The organism is Stenotrophomonas sp. AB1(2024), assembly GCF_037482345.1.
Lineage (GTDB): Bacteria > Pseudomonadota > Gammaproteobacteria > Xanthomonadales > Xanthomonadaceae > Stenotrophomonas.
The window spans coordinates 485,611-511,429 of record NZ_JBBHKO020000001.1 but is presented as its reverse complement, the minus strand read 5'-3'; the positions used below and the strand labels follow the sequence as shown (position 1 = coordinate 511,429).

29 protein-coding genes are annotated in these 25,819 nt (G+C 67.4%); 21 read left to right on the top strand and 8 right to left on the bottom strand.

The features are described 5' to 3' along the window. The first annotated feature begins 147 nt into the window (after positions 1-147). The 3 genes from WIX41_RS02300 to WIX41_RS02290 all read left to right on the top strand — a co-directional run bounded on the left by WIX41_RS02300 (position 148) and on the right by WIX41_RS02290 (position 3,850). Entirely contained in the window at positions 148-627 is a 480-nt protein-coding gene (locus WIX41_RS02300; protein ID WP_339445564.1) for a BLUF domain-containing protein, read from the top strand. A gap of 285 nt (positions 628-912) precedes the next feature. After that, entirely contained in the window at positions 913-2,196 is a 1,284-nt protein-coding gene (locus tag WIX41_RS02295; protein WP_339445563.1) for a nucleotide sugar dehydrogenase, read from the top strand. Between the two features lie 31 nt (positions 2,197-2,227). Further along, entirely contained in the window at positions 2,228-3,850 is a 1,623-nt protein-coding gene (locus tag WIX41_RS02290; protein ID WP_339445562.1) for an FMN-binding glutamate synthase family protein, read from the top strand. Positions 3,851-3,956: 106 nt separating this feature from the next. Here WIX41_RS02290 and WIX41_RS02285 read toward each other — a convergent pair whose 3' ends face one another. Beyond that, complete coding sequence (locus WIX41_RS02285; RefSeq protein WP_339445561.1) at positions 3,957-5,201, bottom strand: TIGR03862 family flavoprotein; 1,245 nt, start codon at positions 5,199-5,201, stop codon at positions 3,957-3,959. Between the two features lie 7 nt (positions 5,202-5,208). Beyond that, the gene (locus tag WIX41_RS02280) at positions 5,209-5,649 is read right to left on the bottom strand and encodes an FKBP-type peptidyl-prolyl cis-trans isomerase (protein ID WP_339445560.1); all 441 of its coding nucleotides are present in this window, start codon (positions 5,647-5,649) and stop codon (positions 5,209-5,211) included. Between the two features lie 63 nt (positions 5,650-5,712). On the opposite strand from WIX41_RS02280, the gene WIX41_RS02275 reads away from it, so the two are divergent. The 3 genes from WIX41_RS02275 (at position 5,713) to WIX41_RS02265 (ending at position 8,051) form a co-directional block, all read left to right on the top strand. Continuing rightward, entirely contained in the window at positions 5,713-6,078 is a 366-nt protein-coding gene (locus tag WIX41_RS02275; protein WP_093534086.1) for a DUF6164 family protein, read from the top strand. Between the two features lie 45 nt (positions 6,079-6,123). Continuing rightward, on the top strand, positions 6,124-6,870 hold the full coding sequence (locus WIX41_RS02270) for a sulfurtransferase (protein WP_339445559.1): 747 nt from the start codon (positions 6,124-6,126) through the stop codon (positions 6,868-6,870). 185 nt (positions 6,871-7,055) lie between these two features. Next, positions 7,056-8,051 (top strand): LLM class flavin-dependent oxidoreductase, encoded by a 996-nt coding sequence (locus WIX41_RS02265; RefSeq protein WP_339445558.1) that lies wholly within the window; start codon positions 7,056-7,058, stop codon positions 8,049-8,051. Between the two features lie 173 nt (positions 8,052-8,224). Here the strand turns inward: WIX41_RS02265 and WIX41_RS02260 are convergent, their stop codons facing one another. Both WIX41_RS02260 and WIX41_RS02255 read right to left on the bottom strand, forming a co-directional pair. Then, positions 8,225-8,884, bottom strand: a complete 660-nt coding sequence (locus WIX41_RS02260; protein WP_339445557.1) for an exopolysaccharide biosynthesis protein — start codon at positions 8,882-8,884, stop codon at positions 8,225-8,227. Further along, positions 8,868-10,187, bottom strand: coding sequence for a hemolysin family protein (locus WIX41_RS02255; protein WP_409187302.1), 1,320 nt, complete (start codon positions 10,185-10,187; stop codon positions 8,868-8,870). The genes WIX41_RS02260 and WIX41_RS02255 overlap by 17 nt, the downstream gene beginning before the upstream one ends. A gap of 275 nt (positions 10,188-10,462) precedes the next feature. On the opposite strand from WIX41_RS02255, the gene WIX41_RS02250 reads away from it, so the two are divergent. Together WIX41_RS02250 and WIX41_RS02245 are read left to right on the top strand one after the other, a co-directional pair. Continuing rightward, positions 10,463-11,089, top strand: a complete 627-nt coding sequence (locus WIX41_RS02250; RefSeq protein ID WP_339445555.1) for a DUF47 domain-containing protein — start codon at positions 10,463-10,465, stop codon at positions 11,087-11,089. Positions 11,090-11,102: 13 nt separating this feature from the next. Continuing rightward, positions 11,103-12,224, top strand: a complete 1,122-nt coding sequence (locus WIX41_RS02245) for an inorganic phosphate transporter (protein WP_339445554.1) — start codon at positions 11,103-11,105, stop codon at positions 12,222-12,224. A 246-nt stretch (positions 12,225-12,470) separates the two neighbouring features. Here the strand turns inward: WIX41_RS02245 and parE are convergent, their stop codons facing one another. Then, the gene (gene parE / locus WIX41_RS02240; RefSeq protein ID WP_339445553.1) at positions 12,471-14,360 is read right to left on the bottom strand and encodes a DNA topoisomerase IV subunit B; all 1,890 of its coding nucleotides are present in this window, start codon (positions 14,358-14,360) and stop codon (positions 12,471-12,473) included. 128 nt (positions 14,361-14,488) lie between these two features. Here parE and WIX41_RS02235 point away from each other — a divergent pair, with 128 nt between their 5' ends. The 9 genes from WIX41_RS02235 to truD all read left to right on the top strand — a co-directional run bounded on the left by WIX41_RS02235 (position 14,489) and on the right by truD (position 21,103). After that, positions 14,489-14,731: a hypothetical protein gene (locus WIX41_RS02235; RefSeq protein WP_339445552.1), complete on the top strand. Its 243-nt coding sequence runs from the start codon at positions 14,489-14,491 to the stop codon at positions 14,729-14,731. Between the two features lie 108 nt (positions 14,732-14,839). Then, complete coding sequence (locus WIX41_RS02230) at positions 14,840-15,103, top strand: hypothetical protein (protein WP_339445551.1); 264 nt, start codon at positions 14,840-14,842, stop codon at positions 15,101-15,103. After that, on the top strand, positions 15,100-16,764 hold the full coding sequence (locus WIX41_RS02225) for a CTP synthase (RefSeq protein ID WP_339445550.1): 1,665 nt from the start codon (positions 15,100-15,102) through the stop codon (positions 16,762-16,764). The genes WIX41_RS02230 and WIX41_RS02225 overlap by 4 nt, the downstream gene beginning before the upstream one ends. Positions 16,765-16,814: 50 nt before the next feature. Beyond that, positions 16,815-17,075 (top strand): hypothetical protein, encoded by a 261-nt coding sequence (locus WIX41_RS02220; protein ID WP_339445549.1) that lies wholly within the window; start codon positions 16,815-16,817, stop codon positions 17,073-17,075. Between the two features lie 119 nt (positions 17,076-17,194). Then, positions 17,195-18,481, top strand: a complete 1,287-nt coding sequence (gene eno, locus WIX41_RS02215; protein WP_339445548.1) for a phosphopyruvate hydratase — start codon at positions 17,195-17,197, stop codon at positions 18,479-18,481. 5 nt (positions 18,482-18,486) lie between these two features. Next, a complete protein-coding gene (gene ftsB / locus WIX41_RS02210) occupies positions 18,487-18,837 on the top strand; it encodes a cell division protein FtsB (protein WP_339445547.1) in 351 nt (116 codons plus the stop codon). Beyond that, a complete protein-coding gene (ispD, locus tag WIX41_RS02205; protein WP_409187433.1) occupies positions 18,834-19,532 on the top strand; it encodes a 2-C-methyl-D-erythritol 4-phosphate cytidylyltransferase in 699 nt (232 codons plus the stop codon). Before ftsB ends, ispD begins: the two co-directional genes overlap by 4 nt. Before the next feature lie 36 nt (positions 19,533-19,568). Further along, on the top strand, positions 19,569-20,063 hold the full coding sequence (ispF, locus tag WIX41_RS02200) for a 2-C-methyl-D-erythritol 2,4-cyclodiphosphate synthase (RefSeq protein ID WP_339445545.1): 495 nt from the start codon (positions 19,569-19,571) through the stop codon (positions 20,061-20,063). Continuing rightward, positions 20,060-21,103: a tRNA pseudouridine(13) synthase TruD gene (gene truD / locus WIX41_RS02195; protein WP_339445544.1), complete on the top strand. Its 1,044-nt coding sequence runs from the start codon at positions 20,060-20,062 to the stop codon at positions 21,101-21,103. The genes ispF and truD overlap by 4 nt, the downstream gene beginning before the upstream one ends. Positions 21,104-21,247: 144 nt before the next feature. Here the strand turns inward: truD and WIX41_RS02190 are convergent, their stop codons facing one another. Beyond that, complete coding sequence (locus tag WIX41_RS02190; protein WP_339445543.1) at positions 21,248-21,787, bottom strand: Smr/MutS family protein; 540 nt, start codon at positions 21,785-21,787, stop codon at positions 21,248-21,250. A gap of 187 nt (positions 21,788-21,974) precedes the next feature. On the opposite strand from WIX41_RS02190, the gene surE reads away from it, so the two are divergent. The 4 genes from surE to WIX41_RS02170 are packed head-to-tail and all read left to right on the top strand — an operon-like array spanning position 21,975 to position 24,826. After that, positions 21,975-22,754 (top strand): 5'/3'-nucleotidase SurE, encoded by a 780-nt coding sequence (gene surE / locus WIX41_RS02185; protein ID WP_339449396.1) that lies wholly within the window; start codon positions 21,975-21,977, stop codon positions 22,752-22,754. Continuing rightward, positions 22,751-23,428, top strand: a complete 678-nt coding sequence (locus WIX41_RS02180; RefSeq protein WP_339445542.1) for a protein-L-isoaspartate(D-aspartate) O-methyltransferase — start codon at positions 22,751-22,753, stop codon at positions 23,426-23,428. The genes surE and WIX41_RS02180 overlap by 4 nt, the downstream gene beginning before the upstream one ends. Positions 23,429-23,447: 19 nt before the next feature. Beyond that, positions 23,448-24,062: a YqaA family protein gene (locus WIX41_RS02175; protein WP_339445541.1), complete on the top strand. Its 615-nt coding sequence runs from the start codon at positions 23,448-23,450 to the stop codon at positions 24,060-24,062. Next, the gene (locus tag WIX41_RS02170) at positions 24,059-24,826 is read left to right on the top strand and encodes a peptidoglycan DD-metalloendopeptidase family protein (protein WP_339445540.1); all 768 of its coding nucleotides are present in this window, start codon (positions 24,059-24,061) and stop codon (positions 24,824-24,826) included. Before WIX41_RS02175 ends, WIX41_RS02170 begins: the two co-directional genes overlap by 4 nt. A 229-nt stretch (positions 24,827-25,055) precedes the next feature. On the opposite strand, the gene WIX41_RS02165 is transcribed toward WIX41_RS02170, so the two are convergent. Then, a complete protein-coding gene (locus WIX41_RS02165) occupies positions 25,056-25,451 on the bottom strand; it encodes an Mth938-like domain-containing protein (protein WP_339445539.1) in 396 nt (131 codons plus the stop codon). A gap of 5 nt (positions 25,452-25,456) precedes the next feature. Further along, positions 25,457-25,762, bottom strand: coding sequence for a ribosome assembly RNA-binding protein YhbY (yhbY, locus tag WIX41_RS02160; protein ID WP_339445538.1), 306 nt, complete (start codon positions 25,760-25,762; stop codon positions 25,457-25,459). Between the last annotated feature and the right edge of the window lie 57 nt (positions 25,763-25,819).

The window sequence follows — 25,819 nt, the reverse complement described above, 5'->3', positions numbered from 1 at the left end:
GGGGATTGTAGCGGAATCCAGCGTGGTGGCCGGCGGCATGGTCGCCGGCCACCACGCGGGCGGATTTCCCTGGTAACCCGGCCGCTGCCTCGACCGCCTGCGCCGAACGCGATCGCCTATCTACCCCGCAGGCTTCATGGCATAGTCATGTGGACTTCACCGGGGGTGCATATGGCGTTGCGGGCGTTCGCCTATGTGAGCGAAGCAGTCGAAGGCATCGACGGCACTGGCATCGACCGCATCCTGGCCGAGGCGTCGAGCTTCAACCGGGTAGCCGGGGTAACGGGCGTGCTGATGTTCGATGGCCGTCGCTTCCTGCAGTACATCGAGGGCCCCGACGATGGCGTGGCTCCGGTCGAACAGCGTGTGATCAACGCCCGCAGCCACCGGCAGGTGCGCGAACTGGCGCGTGGCGAGGTCGCCACCCGTCACTTCCCGCGCTGGACGATGGCCTCGGCCCGGATCGAGCCGGAGGTGATGAACGCGGTCGTGGACGCCGACTGGGATGGGTTCTCCGCCGCCGCGCCGGTGGACGGACAGCGCAGGGTGGGTTTTGCGCGCCTGCTGGAGCTGTGGACCGGTGTCTCCGGCGAGCTCGAACCGGCCGCGGTGACGCTGGGGTCGTAGTCATCGTTGCTCGTAACACAAAGATCACAGGTCGATCCCTACCATGTGTCTACCAGCTGTGACCGGTCCGGGGTATGCCCCGGGGTTGTCTGAAAGGGAAGTAACCGCAGCTGGACCACTTGTTGGCCGTCGTCCGTACTCTCCGCGGGCGGCGGCTTTGTTCTTTGTGGCGCAGGGCCTGCCGCGTTAGGCTTGTCGCATCTGTTGCCTGCTGGTGCCCCGCATGATCGATCGTCCCCCCGCGTTCCTGTCATCGCGCGTCCACGCGCCTGCGAGGCTGGCCGGATGACGGCGGCGGACCGCGCCGCCCAGGCGCGCATCGGGGTGATCGGACTGGGCTACGTCGGGCTGCCGTTGACGGTTGCATTCGGTGCCCACCAGCCAACGCTCGGCTATGACATCGACCACGCACGCGTGGCCGAGCTGCAGCAGGGCCGCGATCACACATTGGAGATGTCCCCGGACGAACTCGCCGCTGCAGTACACGCACGCTACAGCGTCGACCCCGCCGATCTCGCGGCGTGTACCGTCTACATCGTGACCGTGCCCACGCCGATCGACGCGCACGAACAGCCGGATCTTGGCCCATTGCGCGAAGCCAGCATCCTGATCGGCAGCGTGCTCAAGCCTGGCGACCTGGTGATCTACGAATCCACGGTCTATCCCGGCACCACCGAAGAAGTCTGCGTGCCCCTGCTGGAAGCCGGTTCGGGGCTGCACTTCAACCATGATTTCCACTGCGGTTACAGCCCGGAGCGGATCAACCCGGGCGACCGCGAGCGGCGCCTGCCCGACATCCGCAAGATCACGTCCGGTTCCACCCCGGAGGTCGCCGCGCTGGTCGATGCGCTGTACGCGCGCATCATCACCGCCGGCACCTGGCCGGCACCGTCGATCCGCGTGGCCGAAGCGGCCAAGGTGATCGAGAACATCCAGCGCGACGTGAACATCGCGCTGGTCAACGAGCTGGCGCTGATCTTCGACCGGCTTGGTATCGACACCCAGGACGTACTGGATGCGGCCGGCAGCAAGTGGAACTTCCTGCCGTTCCGCCCGGGCCTGGTGGGCGGTCACTGCATCGGGGTCGATCCGTACTACCTGCTGCACAAATCCGAAAGCGTCGGTTACCACCCCGACCTGATCCACACCGCGCGACAGGTCAACAACCGCGTCGGCGCGCACGTGGCGCAACGCGTGCTGGCGCTGCTGGCTGGCCGCGGCAGGAGCGGGCAGGGGGCGCGCGTGCTGGTGTTGGGGGTGACCTTCAAGGAGAACTGCCCGGACCTGCGCAACAGCCGTGCGCTGGAACTTGCCCAGGCGCTGCAGGCCAGCGGCGCGCAGGTGCATGTGCAGGACCCGTGGGTCGGCCCGGCCACGCTGGAAGGCAGTGGCGTGCAGTGGGTGGAACAGCCGGATCCGCAGGGCTACGACGCGGTGGTGCTGGCGGTGGCGCACGACAGCTTCCGCGCGTTCGACGCTGCCCGGATCCGTGCGCTGCTGCGGCCGGATGGGGTTGTGTACGACGTCAAATCGGTCTGGCCACGGGACGTCGTCGACGACCGGCTGTAGACTCGAACACGGTTGTTGATCGAGGAAAGCCATGCATCGTTACCTGGTCTACATGCTCGCCATCCTGTTGTTCCCGGTCTCGCTGTGGCTGGCCGGGTACTGGCCTGCCTGGTACTGGGGCGTGGGCATCAGCGCGGCGATGGCCATCCTGGGGACCTGGGACCTGCTGCAGAAGCGCAGCACGCTGCGCCGCAACTACCCGGTGCTGGCGCATTTCCGTTACGGGCTGGAATCGGTCGGCCCGGAAATCCGCCAGTACTTCGTGCAGAGCGATCTTGATGATGTGCCGTTCTCGCGCCAGCAGCGTGCGCTGATCTACCAGCGCTCCAAGAACGAAATGGACGTGGTGCCGTTCGGCACCCTGCGCAGCACCTATGCGGTGGACTACGAATGGATCAACCATTCGCTGGCGCCGACCGAGGTGGCCGACCACGATTTCCGTGTGCTGATCGGCCCCAACTGCGCCAAGCCGTACTCGGCCAGTGTGTTCAATATTTCGGCGATGAGTTTCGGCTCGCTGTCGGCCAACGCCATCCGCGCGCTCAACGAGGGTGCGCGCCGTGGCGGGTTCTACCATGACACCGGCGAAGGCTCGATCTCGCCCTACCACCGCGAGATGGGCGGCGACCTGGTCTGGGAAATCGGCTCGGGTTACTTCGGCTGCCGCGATGAGCACGGTGGTTTCAGCGAAGAGCGATTCGTCGCCAACGCCAACACCGACCAGGTGAAGATGATCGAGATCAAGCTGTCGCAGGGCGCCAAGCCCGGTCATGGCGGGGTGCTGCCGGCGGCGAAGGTCAGCGCCGAGATCTCGGCCACGCGCGGCGTGCCGATGGGCGTGGACTGCGTGTCGCCGTCGAAGCATTCGGCGTTCAGCACGCCGGTGGAGCTGTTGCAGTTCGTGGCGCGCCTGCGCGAGCTGTCCGGTGGCAAGCCGGTAGGCTTCAAGCTGGCCATCGGGCACCCGTGGGAGTGGTTCGGCATCGCAAAGGCGATGCAGGAAACCGCGCTGCTGCCTGATTTCATCGTGGTCGACGGTGCCGAAGGGGGCACCGGCGCGGCGCCGGCCGAGTTCATCGACCATGTCGGCGTGCCGATGCATGAAGCGCTGCTGCTGGTACACAACACGCTGGTTGGCCTGGACCTGCGCGACCGCATCCGGGTCGGCGCGGCGGGCAAGGTCAGCAGTGCCTTCGAGATCGCGCGCACCATCGCGCTGGGCGCGGACTGGTGCAACGCCGGGCGGGGCTTCATGTTCGCGCTGGGCTGCATCCAGTCGCTGAGCTGCCACAGCGACCGCTGCCCGACCGGCATCGCCACGCAGAACCCGAACCGTTGGCGGCACCTGGATCCGGCCGACAAGGCCACGCGCGTGCACAACTACCACGAGAACACCCTGCGCGCGCTACGCGACCTGTTGTGCGCCGCAGGGCTGAAGCATCCGGCCGAACTGGGTCCGGAACACATCGTGCGCCGCGTGTCGCCGGTGGAAATCCGCTCGCTGGCCTCGCTGTATCGCTACCTCACCCCGGGCGAGCTGCTGCGCCGGGTGCCGGACCACGCGGTCTTCCACGATTTCTGGGGCGACGCGCGCAGCGACTCGTTCCAGCCGCCGGCGCGCATCCAGGCCCTGCGCAACAGCAAATCGCGTTGACGCGATTTGCGGCGGTAGCCCCGGCCGTTGGCCGGACCACGGATCGCTTGGGCCGGCCAACGGCCGGCGCTACCGATGCTGCGTCACCGTTGGTCGGTACATGGCATCACCGGGCGAGGTAATCGACCACGCCGCGCCCCGCGCGCAACCCGCTGGCGAAACACGCGGTCAACAAATAGCCACCGGTTGGGGCTTCCCAATCCAGCATCTCCCCGGCGCAGAACGTGCCGGGGACCTCGCGCAGCATCAGCGCGTCATCCAGCACTTCCAGCCGCACGCCGCCCGCGGTGCTGATCACCTCGTCGATCGGACGTGGGCGCAGCGGTGACAGCGCCAGCCGCTTCAGCGCGGCGGCAATGGTCTCGGCCGGCAGCTGGCCGGCGTCCTTGCCCAGCACTTCAAACAACAGCGCCGATTTCACCCCGCTCAGGCCCAGCTGGCGGCGCAGGTGTTCGCCGAAGCTGCGGCCCTGGCGCGGCTTGTGCAGCTTGGCCAGCAACTGCGCTTCGGTCTGGCCGGGCAACAGATCCAGCTGCAGCTGCACGTGGCCATCGCGCGCGAGGGTGTCGCGCAGGTCCGCAGCGAGCGCGTAGATGAGGCTGCCTTCAATACCGTTGGCGGTGATCACGCATTCGCCCTGCTGCGTGTGTTCCCGGCCATCGAGTCCCATCCAGTGCGCGACCACCGGCTTCAGCGGTGCGCCGGCCTGGCGGTCGCGGAAGTAGGGCGTCCATTCGATATCGAAGCCGCAGTTGGCCGGTTTGAGCGGCGCGATGCCGATGCCGCGTGTGGCCAGCGGTGCCACCCACGCGCCGTCCGAGCCGAGCTCGGGCCAGCTGCCGCCGCCCATCGCCAGCACCACCGCGTCGGCCTGTACCGTGGCAACGCCGTCAGGCGTGTCGAAGCGCAGCGCGCCGTCGTCCTGCCAGCCGGTCCAGCGATGCTGCACGTGGAAGCGCACGCCTTGATCCTTCAGCCGGCGCACCCAGCCGCGCAGCAGCGGGGCGGCCTTGCGGTCGACGGGGAACACCCGCCCGGACGTGCCGACGTAGGTGTCCACGCCGAAACCGGCCGCCCACGCACGCAGCGCGGGGCCGTCGAAATCGGCCAGCCACGCACCGACCTCGGCGGCACGTTCGCGGTAGCGGGCCACGAACACGTCCTGCGGATCGGAGTGGGTGAGGTTCAAGCCGCCCTTGCCGGCAATCAGGAACTTGCGCCCGGGCGAGCCCTTGGCCTCGTACAGGTCCACGGCGTGGCCGGCTGCGCGCACGGTCTCGGCGGCCATCAGCCCGGCGGGGCCGCCGCCGATGATCGCTACCCGACGCGGCGGGCGTACTTCGATGCGCATGAACGGCTCAGCGCGGCTTGACGTCGAGCAGCTCGACATCGAACACCAGCGAGGCATTCGGCGGAATCGGGCCGGCACCCGAGGCGCCATAACCGTACTCGGCTGGAATCATCAGGGTGCGCTTGCCGCCGACCTTCATGCCGGCGAAGCCTTCGTCCCAGCCCCTGATCACCTGGCCCTGGCCCAGCCCGAAGCTGAACGGCTCGCCGCGATCGACCGAGCTGTCGAACTTGGCGCCGTGCTTGTCGGCAGCCTTTTCGTCGTACACCCAGCCGGTGTAGTGGACCACGATGGTGCTGCCCGGGGTGGCCTCGGCGCCGGTGCCAGGCTGCGTATCGATCTTCTCGAACGTGGCGATGCTGCCCCCCGGCGGCGGGCCGGGCGGAGTACAGGCAGCCAGCAGCGACAGCAACGCGGGAACGAGCAGGAACTTGGGCAGACGAGCCATGGGCAGCACCGGTGGAAAACGGGGACGCAAGGGTATCGCATCGTCGGGCGCTATCATGGGCGCATGTCGAAACTGCTGCTCAACCTGCGCAATGTCGCGGACGATGAAATCCAGGATGTGATCGCCCTGCTGGACCGGGCGGGCATTGCCCACTACCGCACCGAGCCCAGCCCCTGGGGGATTTCCTTTGGCGGCATCTGGATCCGCGACGACGCCGACCAGCCCCGGGCCAAGGCCCTGATGGCCGAGTACCAGCAGGCGCGCGGCGAGCGGGTCCGCGCCGAGCGCCAGGCCGCGCTGGCCGACGGCAGCGCCGAAACCTTCAGCACGCTGCTGCGGCGCCGCCCGCTGTTCGTGGTGGCGGTGCTGGCGGGCATGCTGGTGGCCGCGGCACTGGTGCTGCTGCCGTTCGTGCTGCTGCGCGGCTGAACGCCAGGTTGGGCGGGGGACACGGGGCCCGGGTAAAATGGGCGGATGATCGCCAATACCGCCGCCTACCACTTCACCCCGATCGCCGACCCGGACGCGCTGTGCGCGACGCTGCTCGCGCGCGCCGAGGCTGCCGCCCTGCGCGGCACCGTGCTGGTGGCGGGCGAGGGCATCAACCTGTTCCTGGCCGGCCCTGACGCCGGGATCGGCGCTTTCTACGCCGAGCTGCAGGCCGACCCGCGCTTCGACGGACTGCGGGTCAAGACCAGTTACAGCCAGATGCAGCCGTTCGCGCGGCTCAAGGCCAAGGTCAAGCCGGAGATCATCAGTTTCCGCATCGACGACGGCCAGCCGCTTGCCTACCCGCGCGCGCCCTCGGTGGACCCGGCCACGGTGCAGCGCTGGCTGCGCCAGGGCCACGACGACGCCGGCAAGCCCGTGGTGATGCTCGATACCCGCAACACCCAGGAAATCGAGTACGGCACGTTCCAGGATGCGCTGGTGTTGCCGATCACCAGGTTCACCGATCTGCCCGACGCGCTGGCCCCGCACCGCGAGGCGCTGCGCGACAGCACCGTGGTCAGCTTCTGCACCGGTGGCATCCGCTGCGAGAAGGCGGCGCTGTGGATGCGCAACGACGGCATGGACAACGTGCTGCAGCTCGACGGTGGCATCCTGGGCTATTTCGAGGCCGTGGGCGGTGAAGGCTATGAAGGCCGCTGTTTCGTGTTCGACGAACGCGTGGCCCTCGATGCGGAGTTGAAACCGCTGGTTGACCAGACCGCCGATTGATATCGAGCGGATACGGAATGCGTGGGCCGGCCAACGGCCGGCGCTACCGATCCGTCGGCATCCCGGTCGCGCCGGCCGTTGGCCGGCCCTGGCAATCCCACAGGAATCACCATTCCGCCAGCGGTCATGGTGTCCGTCGACCGGCGCCCCCATCAACAGGGGATAACCTTTGATGGAACGCGTCCATGCAACTGTCGATTCTTGATCTGGCCCCGGTCTGCGAGGGCAGCGACACCACCCAGGCCTTCGCCAACATGCTGGACCTGGCCCAGCACGCCGAAGGCTGGGGCTACCACCGCTACTGGCTGGCCGAGCACCACAACATGCCCGGCATCGCCAGCGCTGCCACCGCCGTGTTGATCGGCCATGTGGCCGGCGGTACCCAGCGCATCCGCGTCGGTGCCGGCGGCATCATGCTGCCCAACCATTCGCCGCTGCAGGTGGCCGAACAGTTCGGCACGCTGGCCTCGCTGTATCCGGACCGCATCGACCTGGGCCTGGGCCGCGCACCTGGCACCGACCAGCCCACCGCGCGTGCCCTGCGCCGCTACTTCGACAGTGCCGACCAGTTCCCGCAGGACGTGCGTGAGCTGCTGCACTATTTCGAGCCGGCGCAGCCCGGGCAGGCGGTGCGTGCGGTGCCTGGCGCGGGCATCCCGGTGCCGGTGTGGCTGCTGGGTTCCAGCCTGTTCAGCGCGCGCCTGGCCGCCGCCATGGGCCTGCCGTTCGCCTTCGCCTCGCATTTCGCGCCCGATGCGATGGATGAAGCGCTGGCGGTATATCGCCGTGAGTTCCGCGCCTCGCAGTACCTGACCGCACCGTATGCCGTGCTGGGCCTGAACGTGGTGGCTGCCGAATCCGAAGCCGAGGCAAAGCGCCTGTTCACCACCCAGCAGCAGAGCTTCGTCAACCTGCGCCGTGGCCAGCCTGGCCTGATTCCGCCGCCGATCGATGACATCGAAGCGTTCTGGCAGCCGCACGAGAAGATCGGCGTGCAGAACGCGCTGGCCTGCGCGGTGGTCGGCGACCTGCGCCAGGTCAGTGAAGGCATGGCTGCGTTTGCCGCACGCCACAAGCCCGACGAACTGCTGCTCACCGCCAACATCTACGACCACGGCGCGCGCAAGCGTTCGTTCGGCCTGGCGATGCAGGCGTGGCAAGGCATCCCTGACCCGGCGTGATGACGAACGCGTCGCCACGCGCCCGGGCAATGACGCGCCAATGCTTTGGTCGGTAGAGCCACGCCCTGCGTGGCTGCAGGTGCCGGACAACGCGTCAGCCACGCAGGGCGTGGCTCTACGGTGCCGGACAATGTGTCAGCCACGCAGGGCGTAGCTCTACCGCGCTGGTTCTATCAGAACCAGCGCTGGAACAGGTTCGTCAGGTATTCCACCAGCTGCCCCGAGCTGAAGCCGAAGAACAGCACGGTGGCAATCGCGCCGATCCAGTTGATCAGCATCAACGTACCATCGCGCTCCAGCAGCGCCAGCGAAAACAGCAGCAACTGGAACCCGAACAGGTAGTTGGTGAACGGGATCGGCAGCGAGAGCAGCAGCCCGGTCAACACCAGCAGCAGCCCGGTGAAGGCATGCGCCGGCAACGGCAGCAGCAGCAGCGGTAGGCGTGGTTTGAGCATGCGGTCCAGCCGGCGCAGCGGACCGTCGATCCGCGTCAGGAACTTGTGCATGGTGCCGCGTCGCGGGCCGCGGTTGCCGATGAAGCGCGGCAGCCATGGACGCCGCAGGCCGCACAACATCTGCACGCCGATCAGGATCACCAGCGGACCGCTGACGGCACCGCCCAGGCCCGGGATCGGGATGAAGGACGGCAGGATCGCGATGAACAGGAATACCCCGAACGCGCTCTGTTGCAGGCCCTGCAGGATCTGCCCCAGAAGCAGGCGCTCGTCGGGATCGCCGTGGTCGAACATCGCCAGCAGCGTGCGGATGCCTTCGTTCCGGTACTCCGGCCGGCTCTGGTCCGGCGCGGGGGGCGGATCAGCCGGTGAGTTCATCGGTCTCCTCTTCGGCCAGCGTGCGCAGCAGCAGCTTGTCCACGCGCGCGCCGTCCAGGTCGACGATCTCGATGCGCCAGCCGGCCCAGTCGAAGTATTCCCCGGCATGCGGGATGCGGCCGAAGTAGTGGATGCACATGCCGGCCAGCGTGTAGTAGTCGCCGTCCTCGCCATCGGGCAGTTCGGCATTGCCCATCAGTTCGCGCAGGTCTTCGATCGACAATGACCCGTCCACCAGCAGCGAGCCGTCCTCGCGGGTTACCACCAGCGCATCCTCGTCGACGTTCTCCACCGACTGCATGCGGCCCACCACCGCGCCCATCAGGTCGCTGATGGTCACCAGGCCCTGGATCTCGCCGTACTCGTCCACCACCAGCGCCATCGACTGCTGTTCCTCGCGGAAGATCTCCAGCAGCTTCATCGCATGGGTGGATTCGGAGACGTAGAGCGGCTCGCGCAGTTGCTGGAACAGCGAGTGCTCATCGCGCACCAGGCGGGTCACCAGGCTCTTGACCTCAAGCACGCCGACGATGTCCTGGTCGTTGCCGCGGAACACCGGGTAGCGCGAGAACTCATGCTCGCGCATGGTGGCCAGGTTCTTCTCCGCGTCGGCCTGGGTATCCAGCCAGGCGATCCGGTTGCGCGGGGTCATCAGGCTGTCGGCAGTGCGGTCGCCCAGGCGCATCACCCGGTTCATCATGTCGCGCTCGTGCGCGTCGATCACGCCGGCCTCGTGGCTTTCGGCCACCAGCATGCGGATCTCTTCTTCGCTCACCGTCGCGGCTTCGTCATTGCCCAGGCCCAGCAGGCGCAGGACCAGCCGGGTGGTCTTGGACAGCAGCCAGACGAACGGGAAGGCCAGCTTGGCCAGCCAGCTCATCGGCAGGGCGACCAGCCCGGCGATGTCCTCGGAGCGGGTCAGTGCCAGGCGCTTGGGCACCAGTTCGCCGAAGATCAGGGTGACAAAGGTGATCAGGGTGACGGCCAGGCCCTTGCCGACCAGTTCGGCGTGGCCGAAGCCGGGCATCAGGCTCTTGATCCAGATGGCAATGGCCTCGCCGATGGCGTCGCCGCCGAGCAGGCCGGTCAGCACGCCGATCACGGTAATGCCGATCTGGACGGTGGAGAGGAAGCTTTCGGGCTTCTCGGACAGTTCCAGCGCCTTGGCGGCGCGCTTGGAGGTGCCGGCCATCTGCTTCAGGCGGCTCTTGCGCGAGGTCATGACCGACATCTCGGACATGGCGAAGAACCCGTTGAGCAGGATCAGGGCGAAAACAAGCAGGATCAGTTCAAACACGGGCATCGTCCCCGGTTGGTGGCAGGGAGGGCGTGTTCAAGCAGGGGCGGCTACCGGGCCAGGTCAAGCCTGGCGGGCGCGGCGGGGGGAAAGGGTCGTCGTCCATAGAGTGCGCCCGAAGGCGCCCGCGCATCTTAACAAAAGCCGGGGGGAGGGAAGCAAACAGGGTCGTTCAGGCGACCCCCACACGGCGTGAAGACGACGGGAGTACCCGGATTGGACATCAAACCGTCATAATTCCGCCCGGTGCCGTCCTTCCTCGACGGCGAATAGGTTTCTCAATGTTCTCTCTGCAGACCATTTTCGGCTCCGGCAAACAGTTCTACACCCTGCTGGACGAGGCTGCCCAGGCGGCCCACGACAGCGCCAAGGCGCTGCATTCGATGCTGCGCGACGCCGACCGGCAGCCGGCGCTGGACGCCTTCAAGCTGGCCCGCCTGCGCGAACGCGCCGCCTCGGACAAGATCAGCCAGGCGCTGGTGGACAGCTTCATGACCCCGATCGAGCGCGAAGACATCGAAGCGCTGGGCTCGGCCCTCTACAAGATCCCCAAGCAGGTCGAGAAATTCGCCGACCGCTACTCGCTGGCCACCCAGCACCTGGAGCACATCGACTTCGCGCCCCGCGCGGCGATGCTCGAGCAGGCCGCCACCGTGGTGGTGGAGATGGTCCACGACCTGCGCAACATGGACCTGGACAAGATGACCGGGCTCAACGAGAAGCTGCGCGCGCTGGAAAACGAAGCCGACCGCCTGATGCTCGAGCTGTATCGCGACATCTATTCCGGTCGCCTGGACAACCTGCAGATGTTCCTGCTCAAGGAATTCTTCGAGATCCTGGAAAAAGCCATCGACCGTTGCCGCGAGGCCGGCGTGGTGGCATACCAGATCGTGCTGAAGAACAGCTGACGGACGCCACAGCATGCTGACCCTCGTTCTGGTGGTGATCCTGGCCGCACTCGTCTTCGAGTTCATCAACGGCTTCCACGACACCGCCAACTCCATCGCCACCGTGGTGGCGACCAAGGTGCTCTCGCCCGGCTGGGCAGTGATGCTCGCCGCCTTCATGAACCTCATCGGCGCCCTCACCGGCACCGCCGTGGCGCTGACCATCGCCTCGGGCCTGCTCAACACCGGCGTGGTCGACGTGACCCCGCAGGTGATCCTGTGCGCGTTGCTGGGCGGCATCATCTGGAACCTGATCACCTGGTGGAAGGGCCTGCCGTCGTCGTCCTCGCACGCGCTGATCGGTGGCCTGTGCGGCGCCGGCCTGGCCGCGGCCCACAACAACTGGGACGCGCTGATCTGGTCCGAACGCATCGGCACCTGGGCGCAGAACAAGGGCCTGCTATGGAAGGTGTTCCTGCCGATGATCACCTCGCCGATCGCCGGTTTCCTGCTCGGCATCGTGGTGATGCTGCTGCTGTGGGCGATCATCGCCGGCATGGCCAAGGTCGGTGGCTGGCTGGGCCGCATGGCCCGCCCGCGCATCGTCAACGCCTTTTTCGGCAAGGCGCAGATCGTGTCGGCGGCCTACATGGGCTTCGCGCACGGCCACAACGATGCGCAGAAGACCATGGGCATCATCGCCATGACCCTGATCGGTGCCGAAGCGACCGGTGCGCTGAACGACCTGCCGTCCTGGCTGGCCTTCATGCACCCGGACGCGCAGGCCGGTGACGGCATTGCGATGTGGATCGTGCTGACCTGTGCGGTGGTGATGGCGGCCGGTACCGCCTCGGGCGGCTGGAAGATCATCAAGACGCTGGGCCACAAAATGGTCAAGCTGCACCCGATCCACGGCTTCGCCGCCGAAACCAGCTCGGCCACGATCCTGACCCTGGCCGCGCACTTCGGCATGCCGGTCTCGACCACCCACAGCATCTCCACCGCGATCATGGGCGTGGGATTCGCCAAGAACCCGCGTTCGCTGCGCTTCGGCGTGATCGAGCGCATCGTCTGGGCCTGGATCCTGACCATCCCGGCCGCCGGTGGCTGCGCCTACCTGATCCTCAGGTTGTTCGAGTTGTTCGGCTGGACCTGATGGGGTTGGTTTGAAATGCGAAAAACCCGGCTTCGGCCGGGTTTTTTGTGTTTGTCCGGGCCTGCGCGCAAAGCGGCGCTTTCATCCATCCGAGCTGGGGGCGGCCGGCGGGCAGCCCAGCTCAGGCCAAGCGATGGCCACCGGCTGTTCGCCCAAATGCGTGAAGCAGCCGGGCAGAGCCCGGCTCTACGGGGGGGCGTGCAACCAGACCCAAAAAAAATCCCGCCGAAGCGGGATTTTTCCGGATCAGACTTCCAGGGAAGCCAGATCGCCCTTGTTCTCCAGCCACTGTTTGCGGTCGCCCGCGCGCTTCTTGGCCAGCAGCATGTCCATCAGCGCGCTGGTCTGCTCGCCATCGTCCACCGTCAACTGCACCAGGCGGCGTGTGTCGGGGTGGATGGTCGACTCGCGCAGCTGCAGCGGGTTCATTTCGCCCAGGCCCTTGAAGCGGGTCACGTTGACCTGGCCCTTGATCTTCTCGCGCTCGATCTTGTCCAGCAGCGAACGCTTTTCTTCCTCGTCCAGCGCGTAGAACACCTGCTTGCCCACGTCCACGCGGAACAGCGGCGGCATCGCCACGAACACGTGGCCGGAATCCACCAGCGACGGGAAGTGCTTCAGGAACAGCGCCGTCAGCAGCGTGGCGATATGCAGGCCGTCGGAGTCCGCATCGGCCAGGATCACCACCTTGCCGTAACGCAGCCCGCTGATGTCGTCCTTGCCCGGGTCGCAACCGATCGCGATCGCCAGGTTGTGCACTTCTTCCGACGCCAGCACGCTGCCCGACGACACTTCCCAGGTGTTCAGGATCTTGCCGCGCAGCGGCATGATCGCCTGGAAGTCCTTGTCGCGCGCCTGCTTGGCACTGCCGCCGGCCGAGTCGCCTTCGACCAGGAACAGCTCGGTGCGCGACAGGTCCTGGCTGATGCAGTCCGCCAGCTTGCCCGGCAGGGCAGGGCCCTGGGTGACCTTCTTGCGCACCACCAGCTTTTCGGTCTTCAGGCGCGCACTGGCGCGCTCGATCGCCAGCTGGGCGATCTGCTCGCCCAATGCGACGTTCTGGTTCAGCAGCAGGCTGAAGGCGTCATGCGCCGCGCCCTCGACGAAGCCGGCGGCCTGGCGCGACGACAGCCGCTCCTTGGTCTGCCCGCTGAACTGCGGGTCGGTCATCTTCAGCGACAGCACGAACGAGACCCGGTCCCAGACGTCTTCCGGGGCCAGCTTCACGCCGCGCGGCAGCAGGTTGCGGAAGTCGCAGAACTCGCGCAGCGCCTCGGTCAGGCCAGTGCGCAGGCCGTTGGCGTGGGTGCCGTGCTGCGCGGTCGGAATCAGGTTGACGTAGCTTTCCTGGACCAGCTCGCCTTCCGGCAGCCAGGCCACCGCCCAGTCCACCACCTCGGTGTCCTTCTTCAGCTGGCCCACGAACAGCTCGGCCGGCAGCATTTCGCGCTCGCCCAGCTCGGCCTTCAGGTAATCGCTCAGGCCGTCCTCGAAGTACCAGGTGTCCTGTTCGTCGGTGGCCTCATCGCGCAGCTTGACCGTCAGGCCCGGGCACAGCACCGCCTTGGCGCGCAGAAGGTGGCGCAGTGCCCGCAGGTTGTACTTGGGCGTATCGAAGTACTTCGGGTCGGCCCAGAAGCGCACCCGTGTACCGGTGTTCTTCCTGCCGACGCTGCCGACCACTTCCAGCGGCGTGGCGCGGTCGCCATTGCGGAAGGTGATGCGGTGCTCGCTGCCATCGCGGCGGATATGCACTTCCACCAGCGTCGACAGCGCGTTGACCACGCTCACGCCCACGCCATGCAGGCCGCCGGAGAAGGTGTAGTTCTTGTTGTTGAACTTGCCGCCCGCATGCAGCCGGGTGAGGATCAGCTCCACGCCGGGGACCTTCTCCTCCGGGTGGATGTCCACCGGCATGCCGCGGCCGTCATCGGTGACCTCGCAGCTGCCGTCCTTGTACAGGGTGACCTCGACCGTCCGGGCATGCCCGGCCAGCGCTTCGTCCACGGCGTTGTCGATCACTTCCTGCGCCAGGTGGTTCGGGCGCGCGGTGTCGGTATACATGCCCGGGCGGCGCTTGACCGGGTCCAGGCCGGACAGGACTTCAATATCGGCGGCGTTATAGCGGGTGTTCATCTGTCTTCATAAAGCGCAAAGCGACGGCGAAGTTTGCGGTCTGGCCGGGTTTTTTGCACGCCGCACGTTCAGGGGCCGGCCGAACAGCCCGCGATAGACTGTCCTCCAGCCCTATGCGAGGAGACCCCATGAAGAAGTTGCTGACCATCGTTGCCATTGCCGCCGCCGTCGTGGCCGTGCCGCTGGCCATGGCGCAGAACGCCGGACAGGGCCAGTCCACCGCGCAGCAGGGCGACCAGGCCGAGGCCAAGGCCCAGTCCGAAGCCGACGCCAAGGCCAAGCGCCGTGCGGCAGCCACCGCTGAAATGAAGGCCAAGGGCCAGCAGGCGCCGCAGCGGGAAGAGGAAGAAGAGGCGAAAAAGAAGCGCTGAACCCGCGTTTCGGCCTCCCTGACGCCCCGGCTTGCCGGGGCGTCTTCGTTCGTGCCCCTTGGGCTGGACGCCTTCAATCTGTAAACTATGGCTTTCCGGGAGCAGTGCGTGTCATCCATCAGCGAATGGACTGGTCTGGTCGTGCGCGACCGCCAGCAGGTCAGGCAGGAGGTGACGGTCCCATCGGCGACCGGCACGGCCACCCCGACCTCGCCGACCGGAAGGCCTGCCGCACTCCCCCTGATCCTGGTCCCGGCGCGTGAACATCCCGCTGCCGTCGCCCGGATCGCCCCCGATTTCCCCTTCACGTCGTCGGCCGCCTCCCGCGCCGGCGCCGTTTTCCCCTTCCTGACAGGACACCCCCAGCCATGACTCCCTTGATCTTCGTAACCGGCGGCGTGGTTTCCTCGCTGGGCAAAGGCATTGCCGCCGCCTCGCTCGCGTCCATCCTCGAAGCCCGTGGCCTGAAGGTCACGATGATGAAGCTTGACCCCTACATCAACGTCGACCCGGGCACCATGAGCCCGTTCCAGCACGGCGAGGTATATGTCACCGACGACGGCGCCGAGACCGACCTGGACCTGGGTCACTACGAGCGCTTCGTGCGTACCCGCCTGAGCCGCAAGAACTCGGTCACCACCGGCCGCATCTACGAAAACGTGATCCGCAAGGAACGCCGCGGCGACTATCTGGGTGCCACCGTGCAGGTCATTCCGCACATCACCGACGAGATCCGCCGCTGCATGGACGAGGCCACCGAAGGCTTCGACGTGGCGCTGGTGGAAATCGGCGGCACCGTTGGCGACATCGAATCGCTGCCGTTCCTGGAAGCCATCCGCCAGGTGCGCACCGAGCGCGGCCCGGAGAAGGCCCTGTTCATGCACCTCACCCTGGTGCCGTACATCGCCGCTGCCGGTGAACTGAAGACCAAGCCCACCCAGCACTCGGTCAAGGAGCTGCGTTCGATCGGCATCCAGCCGGACGTGCTGCTGTGCCGCTCCGAGCAGCCGGTGCCCGAATCCGAGCGCCGCAAGATCGCCCAGTTCACCAACGTTTCCGAGCGCGCGGTGATCAGCGTGCCCGACGTCGACGTGCTGTACCGCATCCCCATGGGCCTGCACGCGCAGGGCCTGGATGAAATCGTGATCAACCAGCTCAAGCTGGGCGACAAGGCCGGCCCGGCCGACCTGCACGAGTGGGAAGCGGCGGTGGACGCCACCCTGCACCCGCTGGACGAGGTCACCATCGCGGTGGTCGGCAAGTACGTCGACCACCAGGACGCCTACAAGTCGGTCGGCGAAGCGCTCAAGCACGGCGGCCTGCGCCAGCGCACCAAGGTCAACCTGAAGTGGCTCGAAGCGCAGGACCTGGAAGGCACTGACATGGCCGCATTGAAGGATGTCGACGGCATCCTGGTGCCGGGCGGCTTCGGCGACCGGGGCTTCGAAGGCAAGGTGCTCACCTCGCGGTTCGCGCGTGAGCAGCAGTTGCCGTACTTCGGCATCTGCTACGGCATGCAGGCGGCGGTGGTCGACTTTGCCCGCAACGTGGTCGGCCTGGAGGGCGCCAACAGCACCGAAAACGACCGCCAGTCGCCGAACCCGGTGATCGGCCTGATCACCGAATGGCGTACCGCCACCGGCGATGTCGAAAAGCGCGACGACAAGAGCGACCTGGGCGGCACGATGCGCCTGGGCCTGCAGGAACAGCGGCTCAAGCCGGGCACGCTGGCTCGCGAGCTGTACGGCAAGGACGTGGTGTCCGAGCGCCACCGCCACCGCTATGAGTTCAACAACCGCTACCGCACCCAGCTGGAAGACGCCGGCCTGGTGATCGCCGGCAAGTCGATGGACGATACCCTGGTGGAAGTGATCGAACTGCCGCGCGACCAGCACCCGTGGTTCCTGGCCTGCCAGGCGCACCCGGAATTCCTGTCCACCCCGCGCGACGGCCATCCGCTGTTCATCGGCTTCATCCGCGCCGCGCGCGAGCGCAAGGCCGGCGGTGCGCTGCTGCAGGAAGCACGCGCCTGAACGGCCACTGGCGCACCTGGCCCTGGGGCTGGGCGGCGCTGCTGCTGTCCATGGCCAGCTGGGCCAGCGCCTTCCTGCTGATGGTGCTGGTGTTTTCGGCAGTCGGCTCGCCCGGGGATGGCAGCCATGCCATCCAGGCGGTAGCCACTCCCATCAACCTGACGCTGGCGCTGGGCGCGACCTGCGCGCTGGGCACCCTGCTGGCCAGCGTGCTGGCCCTGCGCCTGCGCCGCCAACCGGCAGGTGGCGGTGCCGCGCTGGGCCTGCTGGGCCTGCTGTTGCTGGTGCTGCTGCTGCCATCGCTGTGGTAGCAGCGCACGTCCCCTGCGCGCGGATTTGGCAAGCGGGGGGCAGGTGGGGATAATCACGCGGCACCTTTCGACGCACTGCTTTTTGGCGTTCCCCCTTTCTGACTGGTAACCGGCCCGCTATGACCACGATCCGCAGCATCCACGCCCGTGAAATCCTCGACAGCCGTGGCAACCCCACGCTGGAAGCCGAAGTCACCCTGGAGGACGGTTCGTTCGGCCGTGCCGCCGTGCCGTCGGGTGCCTCCACCGGTACCAAGGAAGCGGTCGAGCTGCGTGATGGCGACAAGACCCGTTACCTGGGCAAGGGCGTGCGCAACGCCGTGGCCAACGTCAACACCACCATTGCCGCTGCACTGAAGGGCTTCGATGCCGCCGACCAGGACGCCCTGGACCGCCGCCTGATCGACCTGGATGGCACCGAGAACAAGGGCCGCCTGGGCGCCAACGCGCTGCTGGGCGTTTCCATGGCCAATGCCCATGCCATGGCCGCCTCGAAGAAGCAGGCGCTGTGGCAGTACCTGGCGCAGGGCCGCGACGTGTCGCTGCCGGTGCCGATGATGAACATCATCAACGGCGGCGCGCACGCCGACAACAACGTCGACTTCCAGGAATTCATGGTGCTGCCGGTCGGCTTCACCTCGTTCTCCGAAGCCCTGCGCGCCGGTACTGAAATCTTCCATTCGCTCAAGTCGGTGCTCAAGGGCCACGGCCTGAGCACGGCGGTGGGCGACGAAGGCGGCTTCGCCCCGGATTTCCGCAGCAACGTCGAAGCGCTCGACACCATCCTCGAAGCGATCGGCAAGGCCGGCTACACCGCCGGTGAGGACGTGCTGCTGGGCCTGGACGTGGCCTCCAGCGAGTTCTACGAGAACGGCAAGTACAACCTGGTGGGCGAGAACAAGCGCCTGACCTCCGAGCAGTTCGTCGACTTCCTGGCCGACTGGGCCGCCCAGTACCCGATCATCACCATCGAAGACGGCCTGGCCGAGAACGACTGGGCGGGCTGGAAGCTGCTGACCGACCGCATCGGCAAGCAGGTGCAGCTGGTCGGCGACGACCTGTTCGTGACCAACCCGAAGATCTTCAAGGAAGGCATCGAGTCCGGCACCGCCAACGCGATCCTGATCAAGGTCAACCAGATCGGCACCCTGACCGAGACGCTCGAAGCCATCGCGATGGCGCACCACGCCAACTACGCGGCCGTGGTCTCGCACCGTTCGGGCGAAACCGAGGACACCACCATCGCCGACATCGCCGTGGCCACCACCGCCACCCAGATCAAGACCGGGTCGCTGTGCCGCAGCGACCGCGTGGCCAAATACAACCAGCTGCTGCGCATCGAGGAAGCCCTCGGTGCCGGCGCGCGTTACGCCGGCCGTGACGCGTTCGTGTCGCTGAAGCGCTGATCCGCATGCGCAACTGGCGCTGGCTGCTGCTGGTGCTCGCGGTACTGCTGGCATGGCTGCAGTACCGCTTCTGGCTCGGCCCGGGCAATTCGGGAGAAGTGATGTCGCTTGAAGCCCAGGTTGAAGCCCAGAAGCGCGACAACGCCGGCCTGCAGCAGCGCAACGACGCGCTGGCGGCCGAGGTCAAGGACCTCAAGGAAGGCGAGGCTGCCATCGAGGAACGCGCGCGCAGTGAGCTGGGCATGATCAAGCCCGGCGAGAAGTTCTACCGCGTGGTCGAGAATGCCCCGGTCGCCGCGCCGCGTGCGCCGGCGCTGGCGGCCGACCCGAACGCGCCCCACCAGGAAGTGCCCTGATGGGCAGCGTCTGGGCCGTCGTTCCGGCCGCTGGCCGTGGCACCCGCTTCGGCAGTGAAACGCCCAAGCAGTACCTGGTCGCAGGCGACCGGGTGCTGCTCGCCCATACCCTGGAAGCCCTGCTGTCGCACCCGGTCGTGGCCGGGGCGATGGTGGTCATCGCCGAGCACGATGCCGACTGGCCGGGCTGGCAGTCGCTGGCCGACAAACCGATCCTCACCTGCACCGGCGGAGCGACCCGCGCCGCCTCGGTGCTGGCCGGTCTGCAGGCGCTGCCCGACAGCGTGCGCGCCGACGACTTCGTGCTGGTGCACGACGCCGCGCGGCCGAACCTGGCCGCAGCCGATCTGGGCCGCCTGCTCGAAGTGGGGCGCAACGATCCGGTCGGCGCGATTCTCGCCGCGCCGGTGCGCGACACCCTCAAGCGCGCTGGCGACGACGGTGGCATCGACGGCACCGAGCCGCGTGCGCGCCTGTGGCGCGCACTGACCCCGCAGCTGTTCCGCCGCCACCAGCTGGCGCGCGCGCTGCAGGAAGCGGCTGCGGCGGGCGTGGAGATCACCGACGAGGCCATGGCGATGGAGCGGCAGGGGCTGCGCCCGCTGCTGGTCGAGGGCAACGAGGACAACTTCAAGGTCACCACCCCGGCCGATCTGTCCCGATTCGAATTCGAGCTGTCGCGCCGCGGCTCCTGAGCCCGCCCGCGCCGGCCATCACAGCAGGTTTTTGCCATGAACACCCCGTTTCCTCCGGTCCGCATCGGGCAGGGTTATGACGTCCACGCCTTCGGCGAGGGCGACCACATCATGCTTGGCGGTATCCGCGTCGCGCACAGCTGCGGCGTGCTGGCGCACAGCGACGGCGATGTGATCCTGCACGCGCTGTGCGATGCCATGCTGGGGGCGCTGTCGCTGGGCGACATCGGCCAGCACTTCCCGCCCTCTGACATGCGCTGGAAGGATGCCGACAGCAGCCGTTTCCTGGAGCACTGCAACAGCCTGCTGCGCGAACGCGGCTGGCAGGTCGGCAACACCGACATCACCGTGATCTGCGAACGGCCCAAGGTCGGCCCGCATGCGCTGGCCATGCGCGAACGCATCGCCGGGCTGCTCGGCATCGCGCTGGATGCGGTCAGCGTCAAGGCCACCACCTCCGAGAAGCTCGGCTTCACCGGGCGCGGCGAAGGCATCGCCGCCCAGGCCGTCGTGCTGCTGGTGGCGCCGTGATCCCGCTGCCGCTGGCCTTCGGCGAGCCGCTGCTGCGCGCCGACATCCGCACCACCCCGGAAGATTTCCAGGTGGACGAACTGCCGGCGTTCGAACCGACGGGGGAGGGCGAACACCTGCTGCTGACCATCCGCAAACGCGCTGCCAACACCGTGCATGTGGCCAAGCTGCTGGCGAAGTGGGCGGGCCTGCCTGAGATGGGCGTCAGCTACGCCGGCATGAAGGACCGGCACGCGGTCACCACCCAGCGTTTCAGCGTGCACCTGCCCAAGCGGATCGCGCCGGACATCGCGCTGCTGGCCTCCGATGAAGTGGACGTGGTCGAGTCGACCTGGCACAACCGCAAGCTGCAGCGCGGCGCGCTGGCCGGCAACCGCTTCCGGCTGGTGCTGCGGAGCGTTCAGGGCGATGCGAAAGCGATCGATGAGCGGTTGTCGCTGATCGCCGCGCGTGGCCTGCCGAACTGGTTCGGCGAGCAGCGCTTCGGCCGTGATGGTGGCAATGTGCCGGCCGCGCTGGCCATGTTTGGGGGCCGCCGCGTGCGCCCCGACCAGCGTTCGCTGCTGCTTTCGGCGGCCCGGTCGGCGCTGTTCAACCAGGTGCTGGCCGAACGCGTCGCGCGGGGCAACTGGGACAGCCCGCTCGAGGGCGAGGTGTGGATGCTCGATGGCAGCCGCAGCGTGTTCGGCCCCGAACCGTGGACCGACCTGCTGGCCGACCGCCTGGGTCGCTTCGATATCCATCCCAGCGGTCCGTTGTGGGGGGAGGGGGAGTTGCGCAGCAGCGGTGCCGCGGCGGCGCTGGAGCTGGGCGCGATCAGCGACGAGCAGTCGTTGCAGCTGCGCACCGGGCTGGAAGGGGCGCGCCTGAAGCAGGAGCGCCGCGCGCTGCGGTTGCGCCCGGCCAACCTGCAGCACCGCTGGCTGGAAGCGGATGTGCTGGAGCTGACGTTCGCCCTGCCGCCGGGCTGCTACGCCACCGCCGTGTTGCACGAGCTGGGCCCGGTGCATGACGCCAGTGGGGCCACGTCGAACGGTTGATTGCTACGTTCAGCCACGCAGGGCGTGGCTCTACGACGAATCTGTTCCCGTTCTGCCGTAGAGCCACGCCCTGCGTGCTGACCCGCCGATGCACCGCGATTCCACCGTAGAGCCACGCCCTGCGTGGCTGCACGGTGCGGGCGATCACCGGTTCGCCAACAACACCAGCACCGCGCCGGTCCCGCCTTGCCCTGCCGGCGCCGAGTGAAACGCCAGCACGTCATTGCGCTGGCGCAGCAGCCGGTCCACCAGGTTCTTCAGCACCGGCGCACCGCCATCGGACTGCAGGCCCTTGCCGTGGATGATGCGCACGCAGCCATGCTCATGTGCATGCGCTTCCAGCAGGAACTGCCGCAGCAGCGTCTCAGCCTGGGCCACGGTGGCCCCATGCAGGTCCAGCTCATCCTGCACCGAATACTGCCCGCGCTTGAGCCGCTGGAACATCCGCGCCGGCAGGTTCCCGCGGCGGTAGCTGGCAGTATCCCCGGCCTCCAGCGGGCTGCTGTCGCGCAGCAGCCGGGCGAACTCCCCGCGCGCGGCATCTTCATCCTGTTCAGCCATGCGCGCGCGCGGCTTCGGCCGCGGCGTTGCCGGTGGCGCGGCCACCGGTTTGCGCAGCGGCGTGACCTCGCCGATGGCGGCGCGGAACAAAGCGGCCGGATCTTCGTCTTCAGGATGTGACATGCGTACAGCCTAATGCCCTGAATCGGCCATGCCTACCTCCCGCCGGGGTAGGCCGATCTGTCCGCTTGCGGCACAATAGCTGACGCACTTGCGCGGTCGGTGATCCCGGAACGGGTGAAGGCCGGCCCCGCCAACGCTGGAAAGTGATGGAAATGAAGTCTTGAACAATCAAGCGGTTAAAACCCAGATGCGGATCCTGGTCAGCAACGACGACGGCGTTGATGCCCCGGGCATCAGGATGCTCGCCACCGTGCTGCGTGAGGCCGGCCACGAAGTGATGGTGGTCGCGCCCGACCGCGATCGTTCCGGTGCCAGCAACTCGCTGACCCTGGACCTGCCGGTACGGGTCAAGCGCATCGACCACTACACCTGCTCGGTGGCGGGTACGCCCACCGACTGCGTGCACCTGGCCCTGACCGGTCTGCTGGAATACGACCCGGACATCGTCGTGTCGGGCATCAACAACGCCGCCAACCTGGGCGATGACGTCATCTACTCCGGCACCGTGTCGGCGGCGATGGAGGGACGTTTTCTCGGCCTGCCGGCGGTGGCGATGTCGCTGGTGTCGCACAACCACGACCCGCGCAACTTCGAAACCGCCGCGCGTGCGGCCGTGGAAATCGTCACCCGGCTCAAGGCCGACCCACTGCCGGCCGACACCATCCTCAACGTCAACGTACCGGACCTGCCCTGGTCGGAGGTGCGCGGCTTTGAAGTGACCCGGCTGGGCAACCGCCACCGTGCCGAAGGCTGCATCGCCCAGCGCGACCCGCGCGGCAATGAGGTGTACTGGATCGGCCCGGCCGGCCGCGAACAGGATTCCGGCCCCGGCACGGATTTCCATGCGGTGCGCAACGGCTACATTTCGATTACCCCGATCCAGGTCGACCTGACCCGCTACCAGGCGCTGGAGAAGGTCGCCAGCTGGGTTGGCGGGCTGACTGCCGCGCTGGACCGACCGGCATGAGCCAGCGCCTGCGCCTGCAGCCCGAAGCGGTCGGCATCGGCATGACCTCCCAGCGCGTGCGCGACCGCCTGGTCGAGCGCCTGCGCGAAAGCGGCATCGTCGACGAAGCCACCCTCAACGCCATCCGGGTGGTGCCGCGTCACCTGTTCATCGACGAAGCCCTGGCCTCGCGTGCTTACGAAGACACCGCACTGCCGATCGGCCATGGCCAGACCATTTCCCAGCCCTGGGTGGTGGCGCGGATGACCGAAGCGGTGCTGCAGTCGGCACCGAAGAAGGTGCTGGAAGTGGGCACCGGTTCGGGCTACCAGGCTGCCGTGCTCGGTGCGTTGGGCCTGGAGGTCTACACGGTCGAGCGCATCGGCGACCTGCTGCGGCAGGCGCGCAAGCGCTTCCGCGCGTTGGGCATGAACATCCGCAGCAAGCATGACGACGGCCGCATCGGCTGGGCCGAACACGGGCCGTTCGATGCGATCGTGGTCACTGCCGCCGCGCCGGCGCTGGTGGATGCGCTGGTCGAGCAGTTGGCCGTGGGCGGGCGCCTGGTCGCGCCGGTCGGCGGGGCAGGGGCGCAGTCGCTGATCCAGCTGACCCGTCGCGACGATGGCAGCGTTGACCAGCAGGTACTGGCACCGGTCACGTTCGTGCCCCTGCTGTCTGGCATGCTGGACTGATTCCAAGGAGCGTTGCGTCATGAAGATTTTTGGTCCGCTGTACGAGCGGGCGATGAAGTGGGCCGCGCACGAGCGCGCCCCGACCTACCTGACGGTGCTGAGCTTCATCGAGGCGATCATCTTCCCGGTGATGCCCGAAGTGATGCTGGCGCCGATGTGCGTGGCCCAGCCCAAGCGCGGCTGGTGGTTCGCCACGCTCAGCCTGGCCGGTTCGATGTCCGGTGCGCTGGTCGGCTACGCGCTGGGCCATTACGCCTTTGAAGCGGTCAAGCCGCTGTTCGCGGCGATGGGCATGCTGACCAGCATCGAAGGCGGCATCGCCATCGTGCAGGCCAAGATGGCCGAATCGCCGTGGGCGGTGTTTACCTTCCTGGTGCTGGGCGGCTTCATGCCCATTCCGATGAAGGTCTTCACGTGGGCATCGGGTATCGTCGGTGTGCCGCTGCCGCAGTATTTCCTGAGCATGCTGATCGGTCGCGGCAAGCGCGTGTACGTGCTGGCGGCGGTGATCCGCATGGGTGGCGCGCGCGCCGAGGCGGCGCTGCGACGTTGGATTGAACCGCTGGGTTGGATTGCCACCGCATTGGTGGTGGGTCTGGTGGCCTGGCTTGTCTGGAGGTCGAAGTTCGCATGAGTGCTGATCGTTTGAGCGGGGGGGCACGCCTGGCCGCACTGCTGCTGGTGGTGTCTACCCTGAGTGCCTGCGGCACTGCCACGGTGGTCAAACCTTCCAGTGGCCGCACCTCGCACACCACCCCGCAGACCTCGGTGGCCAAGCCGGGGCAGACCGCCGTCGTGCGCCGGGGCGACACCCTCTACGCGCTGGCACGCATCCACAACATCACCCCGCGTGACCTGGCGGGCTGGAACGGGCTGGCCGAGCCGTACACGATCTATCCGGGCCAGGTCCTGCGCCTGTATCCAGGCAGCGGCCCAGGCCGCGCCCCGACCACTGTGGTGACCGCGCCGCGACCGGGCACCACGGCCCCGACGCCGGCCCCGTCGCCGACCACCGCCATCAAGAGCACCATCAGCTGGCGCTGGCCGGCCGATGGTGCCCTCGTCGGCCGCTTCGTCAGCGCCGATGTCACCAAGCAGGGCGTGGACATTGCCGGCAGCAGCGGCCAGCCGGTGCGCGCCACCGCGCCGGGCGTGGTGGTCTATTCCGGCGCCGGCCTGGTCGGTTTCGGGGAACTGATCATCATCAAGCACAGCGACCAGTGGCTGTCGGCCTATGGCCACAACCGCAAGCGGCTGGTCAACGAAGGCCAGAGCGTCAAGGCTGGCGAGCAGATCGCGGAAATGGGCCGTACCGGCACCACCCGGGACATGCTGCACTTCGAGATCCGCTACAACGGCAAGCCGGTGGACCCGCTGCTGTACCTGCCCCCCAAGTGATCGCGCAGCCACGCAGGGCGTGGCTCTACCGGTCGGGTCGACGCCACGTACGGCCGCGCGGGTAACGTTCGGGTCGACGCCACGTACGGCCGCGCGGGTAACGTTCGGGTCGACGCCACGTACGGCCGCGCGGGTAACGTAGAGCCACGCCCTGCGTGGCTGCAGCGTCCGGTCAAGCGGAACAAAAAGGCTGCCAACGGCAGCCTTTTCTGAACGGAATCACCCTATTTCAGCCCGGCAGGAGGATCGCCGCCGCTACGTTGCGGCCTTCACCTGCAAGCAGGTTGAACGTCCTGGCGGCTGCTCCGTTGTCCATGACTTCAATGCCGATGTTGCGGGTCAGACAGGCCCCCATGACGGCCGCGGATGGGAATTGCTGCTTTTCCCCCGTTCCAAGGATGACCAGTTCCGGCTGCTGGGCCAGCACCGTGGCCAGGTCGTCCGGGGTCAGTTCCCTGGCGCTGGCGGGTGCCGGCCACTCTTCAAGCAATGCCTGCGGGGTGACGATGAAGCTCTTCACCACCCGCCGGGTGCCGGCGTGCACGCGGTCTTCGAAAACCACCGAGTCGGCGCCGACGATGCGGAACGCATAGGCGAAATCCGGAATTTCGTGGTTCAGCTGCATGGCAATCAGCCGCGCGGAAGCACGATCTGGCGCTGTTCCTTGCTCGGGCGGTACAGCACGGCCACATGGCCGATGCGCTGCACCAGCGCGCTGTCGGAAGCCTGGACCAGCTCGGCGATCATGGCGTGGCGGGCGTCACGGTCTTCCGCGGCCACCTTTACCTTGATCAGTTCATGGCGCTCCAGCACCTCATTCAACTCGGCCAGGAAGGCTGGCGTGACCCCCTTGCCGCCGATCTGCAGCAGGGCTTTCAGATCATGGGCTTGGCCGCGAAGGAAGCGGGTCTGGGACGAGGTCAGGACAATAGACATTCAGGAACAAGCGGTTAACTGGGGCGATCAGGGTATCATGACCACCCCGTCCGACCC

Excerpts from the sequence above, each read along its gene's own strand:
- WIX41_RS02300 (WP_339445564.1), top strand. The coding sequence starts at position 148 with ATGTGGACTTCACCGGGGGTGCATATGGCGTTGCGGGCGTTCGCCTAT.
- WIX41_RS02295 (WP_339445563.1), top strand. The coding sequence starts at position 913 with ATGACGGCGGCGGACCGCGCCGCCCAGGCGCGCATCGGGGTGATCGGA.
- WIX41_RS02290 (WP_339445562.1), top strand. The coding sequence starts at position 2,228 with ATGCATCGTTACCTGGTCTACATGCTCGCCATCCTGTTGTTCCCGGTC.
- WIX41_RS02285 (WP_339445561.1), bottom strand. The coding sequence starts at position 5,201 with ATGCGCATCGAAGTACGCCCGCCGCGTCGGGTAGCGATCATCGGCGGC.
- WIX41_RS02280 (WP_339445560.1), bottom strand. The coding sequence starts at position 5,649 with ATGGCTCGTCTGCCCAAGTTCCTGCTCGTTCCCGCGTTGCTGTCGCTG.
- WIX41_RS02275 (WP_093534086.1), top strand. The coding sequence starts at position 5,713 with ATGTCGAAACTGCTGCTCAACCTGCGCAATGTCGCGGACGATGAAATC.
- WIX41_RS02270 (WP_339445559.1), top strand. The coding sequence starts at position 6,124 with ATGATCGCCAATACCGCCGCCTACCACTTCACCCCGATCGCCGACCCG.
- WIX41_RS02265 (WP_339445558.1), top strand. The coding sequence starts at position 7,056 with ATGCAACTGTCGATTCTTGATCTGGCCCCGGTCTGCGAGGGCAGCGAC.
- WIX41_RS02260 (WP_339445557.1), bottom strand. The coding sequence starts at position 8,884 with ATGAACTCACCGGCTGATCCGCCCCCCGCGCCGGACCAGAGCCGGCCG.
- WIX41_RS02255 (WP_409187302.1), bottom strand. The coding sequence starts at position 10,187 with ATGCCCGTGTTTGAACTGATCCTGCTTGTTTTCGCCCTGATCCTGCTC.
- WIX41_RS02250 (WP_339445555.1), top strand. The coding sequence starts at position 10,463 with ATGTTCTCTCTGCAGACCATTTTCGGCTCCGGCAAACAGTTCTACACC.
- WIX41_RS02245 (WP_339445554.1), top strand. The coding sequence starts at position 11,103 with ATGCTGACCCTCGTTCTGGTGGTGATCCTGGCCGCACTCGTCTTCGAG.
- parE (WP_339445553.1), bottom strand. The coding sequence starts at position 14,360 with ATGAACACCCGCTATAACGCCGCCGATATTGAAGTCCTGTCCGGCCTG.
- WIX41_RS02235 (WP_339445552.1), top strand. The coding sequence starts at position 14,489 with ATGAAGAAGTTGCTGACCATCGTTGCCATTGCCGCCGCCGTCGTGGCC.
- WIX41_RS02225 (WP_339445550.1), top strand. The coding sequence starts at position 15,100 with ATGACTCCCTTGATCTTCGTAACCGGCGGCGTGGTTTCCTCGCTGGGC.
- WIX41_RS02220 (WP_339445549.1), top strand. The coding sequence starts at position 16,815 with ATGGCCAGCTGGGCCAGCGCCTTCCTGCTGATGGTGCTGGTGTTTTCG.
- eno (WP_339445548.1), top strand. The coding sequence starts at position 17,195 with ATGACCACGATCCGCAGCATCCACGCCCGTGAAATCCTCGACAGCCGT.
- ftsB (WP_339445547.1), top strand. The coding sequence starts at position 18,487 with ATGCGCAACTGGCGCTGGCTGCTGCTGGTGCTCGCGGTACTGCTGGCA.
- ispF (WP_339445545.1), top strand. The coding sequence starts at position 19,569 with ATGAACACCCCGTTTCCTCCGGTCCGCATCGGGCAGGGTTATGACGTC.
- WIX41_RS02190 (WP_339445543.1), bottom strand. The coding sequence starts at position 21,787 with ATGTCACATCCTGAAGACGAAGATCCGGCCGCTTTGTTCCGCGCCGCC.
- surE (WP_339449396.1), top strand. The coding sequence starts at position 21,975 with ATGCGGATCCTGGTCAGCAACGACGACGGCGTTGATGCCCCGGGCATC.
- WIX41_RS02180 (WP_339445542.1), top strand. The coding sequence starts at position 22,751 with ATGAGCCAGCGCCTGCGCCTGCAGCCCGAAGCGGTCGGCATCGGCATG.
- WIX41_RS02175 (WP_339445541.1), top strand. The coding sequence starts at position 23,448 with ATGAAGATTTTTGGTCCGCTGTACGAGCGGGCGATGAAGTGGGCCGCG.
- WIX41_RS02170 (WP_339445540.1), top strand. The coding sequence starts at position 24,059 with ATGAGTGCTGATCGTTTGAGCGGGGGGGCACGCCTGGCCGCACTGCTG.
- WIX41_RS02165 (WP_339445539.1), bottom strand. The coding sequence starts at position 25,451 with ATGCAGCTGAACCACGAAATTCCGGATTTCGCCTATGCGTTCCGCATC.
- yhbY (WP_339445538.1), bottom strand. The coding sequence starts at position 25,762 with ATGTCTATTGTCCTGACCTCGTCCCAGACCCGCTTCCTTCGCGGCCAA.